Source organism: Pandoraea soli (assembly GCF_902459595.1).
GTDB lineage: Bacteria > Pseudomonadota > Gammaproteobacteria > Burkholderiales > Burkholderiaceae > Pandoraea > Pandoraea cepalis.
In genome coordinates, this window is record NZ_CABPSG010000034.1 from 1 (window position 1) to 3885 (window position 3885).

The 3885-nt window shown below is 59.5% G+C and carries 2 protein-coding genes; both read left to right on the top strand.

All coding sequences use genetic code 11. The features are described from left to right. Nucleotides 1–255 (top strand): autotransporter domain-containing protein (locus tag PSO31014_RS22145; RefSeq protein WP_174976623.1); only part of this gene is annotated, 255 nt, incomplete at its 5' end. A gap of 953 nt (nt 256–1208) precedes the next feature. Then, nucleotides 1209–3885 (top strand): hypothetical protein (locus PSO31014_RS22150; protein ID WP_150553584.1); only part of this gene is annotated, 2677 nt, incomplete at its 3' end.

The window sequence follows — 3885 nt, forward strand, 5'->3', positions numbered from 1 at the left end:
GTGGCGCCGTCGCTGCGCCTGTCGTACGAGCACGAGTTCGGCAACACGCAGAGCAGCCTGACGAACGCGATCTATGGTGCGCCGAGTGGGTTCACGGTGAAGGGTCCGAAGCTGGGCCGCGATATCTTCACGGCGGATCTGGGTGTGGACATGCAGATCAAGAAGCAACTGGAAGTGCGCCTTGGCGGCAACGTCAGTGTGCGCAAGGGCGAGAGCGCGCTGGGTGGTGGTATCTCGGCGAAGTATCGCTTCTAAGGAAGTGTGCAGGACGCTTTCCTCGCAAGGGGAAAGCACGGATCGCTTCCCAAGGCGATCCGTCGGGGGCAGGGCGGGAGTTACACCGTTTCGTCACGCTCCACGTAGATAGAAAGGAAACCCGTCGTACCCGAAAGGGCGCGGCGGGTTTTTTATTTTCGACGTGTGATGACGGCATCTCGCCGTCTTCAGGCGACTGGCTGGGTGGCAAAAAGAAGCGCCGATGAGCGGAAATTGTTCAATGGGAAATGACGTACTTCACGCAATTGTCCGTTGTTTGCGGGCATCATTTTTAGATCAATTGGGATATCGCTGATGAGGAAAGAGTTTTTATTGTGAATTATCTTTTATTTAATCAGTGTTTTTTTAATATTTATCCCAATTTAACCAAAAAATAACTTCTTGGGTTAAGTATCAAATTCAAGTGTTTTTGCATCGATTTCGATAGTCCGGCTTTTAGACTTCGTGAGCCTTGACGCAGGTCGTCGTGCCGTGTCTGGCGCGTGATGGAGCGATTCGTCACTTTCACGAATTAATTTATGGATTATCGAATGCAAAAGAACCATCCGAAGTCGAACGCTCTGCGTCAGACGAAGATTTGCATGGCCGTCGCGGCCGTGGTGACGGCGGCAGCGCTGCCCGGCTATGCGGTGGCAAGCGACGCTGTGCCACCTCAGGTGCCGCAGTGGCAGGCAGACAGAAATAACAGCATCAAGGTGCTCGGGGAAAAACGAGGCGCGATTGTGCTGGCGAAGGAAAGCAATTTCCGTGCGAATTTGGAATTAAAAAATAATCAAGAAATTGCCAATATTGCCTCTGCCCTCAGAGATGCAGTGGAAGTTGAAGGAAACGCCGCAGAGAAATTCTCAGCCTTTCAGGCGGTAATGCCGCAGATTGAAAAGGCCAAGTCGGATTTGGATGGCCGTCGAGGTTTGGATGGCAACTTGTCCGTATTGGATCAAAAACACCACGCCGCGCTGACGGATCTGGCGGCCGCTGTGCGTAATATCGACAACGAAAGCAAGCTGACCTCGGGCGGTAAGCGAAACGCGCTGAATCCGCTCATCGACAAGCGCACTCATGACGCGGCTGTCACCACTGCCCAGGACGCTGCCACGAAAGCGCAGCAGAATCTGGCACTGCTTAGCCATAAGCTCGCCTCGTTGTCGGCTGTCGGGAATGCGGAGGATTCGGCTCGACTGGCTTCCACCTATCTGCTCGACGTCAATGCGGATAGCCCCGACACCAATGCGAAGCAGTTGATGTCGTGGGGGGATGCGAACCTGAAAGCCTTTGCGGATCAGGCGGCCGTGGGTGTCGGTGATGCGCAGACGAAGATCTTCAAAGACGCCACCCTCGAAATCGGCCGTTTCTCCGGCCGCGGATCCGACGCGATTCACGGTGCAACTGAGGTGGCCAGCGTCAAAACCCGCGAAATCGGCACCCTTCGCGCACTCGAAGGTGCTGAGCATCAAGTGGGTGTCATGGGCGGCGCGTTGAACGTCAACCAGGCGATCGAGGGCGGCGGCAAGCTTGCCGTGCTGGTGGGCGCCGACGGCAAGCTCAATTTCTCGGACAAGGGCGTCGGTATTGCCGACGATGCGGCCAATGTGACGCTGATGGCTGGCAAGTTCGGTGCAGGTACCGGCGCAGCCGGACAGATCGTATTCGGAAAGGAAACCAGCGCCGGTAGCGCAAAAATTGAGGTGATCGACGGTGGCGGGCTGATGTTTGATCGCGCCAGTGCGGCAACGGCGACGATTGCGCTTCGCAACGGCGGTGAGTTGACCTTCGCGGAAGGTTCAACCGCAGGCGCGAGCACGATTTCGGTGGGCCGCGCGTTTTCGCAGGACGAGCTCGATGCGTTGCCGGAAGTGCCCGGGTTGGCGAAACGCGATCCGTCGATCGCTGCCAAGGTGACATTCGACGGTGCTTCGGTAGGCGATGCAACCATCGCTAACGGCGGTACCCTCACCGTTGCCGCCTCGAATCTGCGCACTTCGACGATCACCAATGAGGCCACCGGCACGGCGACCATCAGCGGCAAGCTGGTCGATGTACTCGACGCGGTCGACAAGCCGGCGGTCGACAGCGAGGACAAGCCGACGAAGCAGATGGTGAAATCGCTCGGCGGCGCAGCCAAAGTCACAAACGCCGGCACGCTGACGATCCAGGACACGGACCTTCAGGACATGGCGTTGATCAATGCGTCGGGCACTGCCTCGATCTCGACGTCGGAAGGCGGTAATGCCATCGTTGCCAACGCTGACGGGGCGACGCTGTCGTTCACCGCCACGCAGCTCGAGCAGATGCACCTGACGAATTCGGGCATCGTCAACATGGCCGATGGCGTCACGGCTCATCAGGCCAAGATCGACATGGTCGCTGGCGGCGTCCTGGATATTTCGAAGGTCGGCGTTACGCACGCTGACGGCGATCCGGACAAGACGCTTTCTATCGGTTCGTTGACCGGTACGGGCGCGATTTACACCGGCGATACGGCGCTTGTGCTTGGCGAATTGAACGGCGACGATCGTTTCGCCGGTTCGATTTCGCATGGTGCGCCGCCGGCCCCGGCGGGCGCGGAAGATGAGCAAACGCCGGAGACGCCGCGCATGGCATTGGACGCCGCGCAGGCGGACGCCGCGCAAGCGGCCATTTCTCCGCGTGGCTCGAAGGTCGTCCGAGTGCTCAAGGTCGGCACGGGCAACCTGACGTTGGCTGGGGATCAAAGCGGCGTCTCGATCCTGAACGTGGATGGCGGGACTTTGACGGCAGCGCATGCCAACGCGCTGGGCTCGGGCACCGTGAACGTCGCAAGCGCGAGCACGGTGGCGTTGAGCACGAACGTCAGCGGTGTGAAGAACCTGCAGAACGACGGTACGGTCGATTTGGGCACGAACCGGCTCGAGGTGGACACCTATGCCTCAGACGCGGGCGCGAAGATCAAGTCGCGCGTCGAGAAGGTCGAGGGTGATCTCGTCGGAGGCCAGATTCACGTCACGCAGAGCGGTGACTTCAGCAATACGAAACTCGACGTTGCAGTGGCTGATGACATTGAAGTCAGCGATCTCCTGGGCAACTTCCAAGTGGTGACGTCCGAAGAGAATGCCGGAGTGATCGGTGGGGAAGTGACCGTGGGTAGTATCACTGGCGGCAAGCAACCGGAACCGACGATTACGGACCCGCAGGACCCGCAGGACCCGCAGGACCCGACGACCGGAACGGGCATCGAGACGACGATCACCGAAAAGAACCTCGTCAAGTTCCTGGCAGCGGACGGTGGTTACAGCGCCAACGAACAAGCGATGCTGGCATCGGTCGACGGCGTGGCGTTGGGCGATCTGGCCTCGGGCAAGATCGGCGGCAAGGTGCTTTCGGCCATGGCGCTGCAAACGGCCGGCTCGGAAGAGCAACGTCGCTCGGCGCGTCTGCTCTCGGGTGAATCGCTGGTGAACAACGCCACGGCCGCTCAAGGCGCAGCCACGTCGTTCCAGCGCGGCATGCAAACGCGCATGATCGCCGGCGGCTCGATGTTCGACGACACGACGGCCAACGGCGCGATGGCGTCGGACAACGGCATTGCCGGTTGGGCCTCGTTCAAGGGCGGTAACGCCAGCCAGCGCGGCG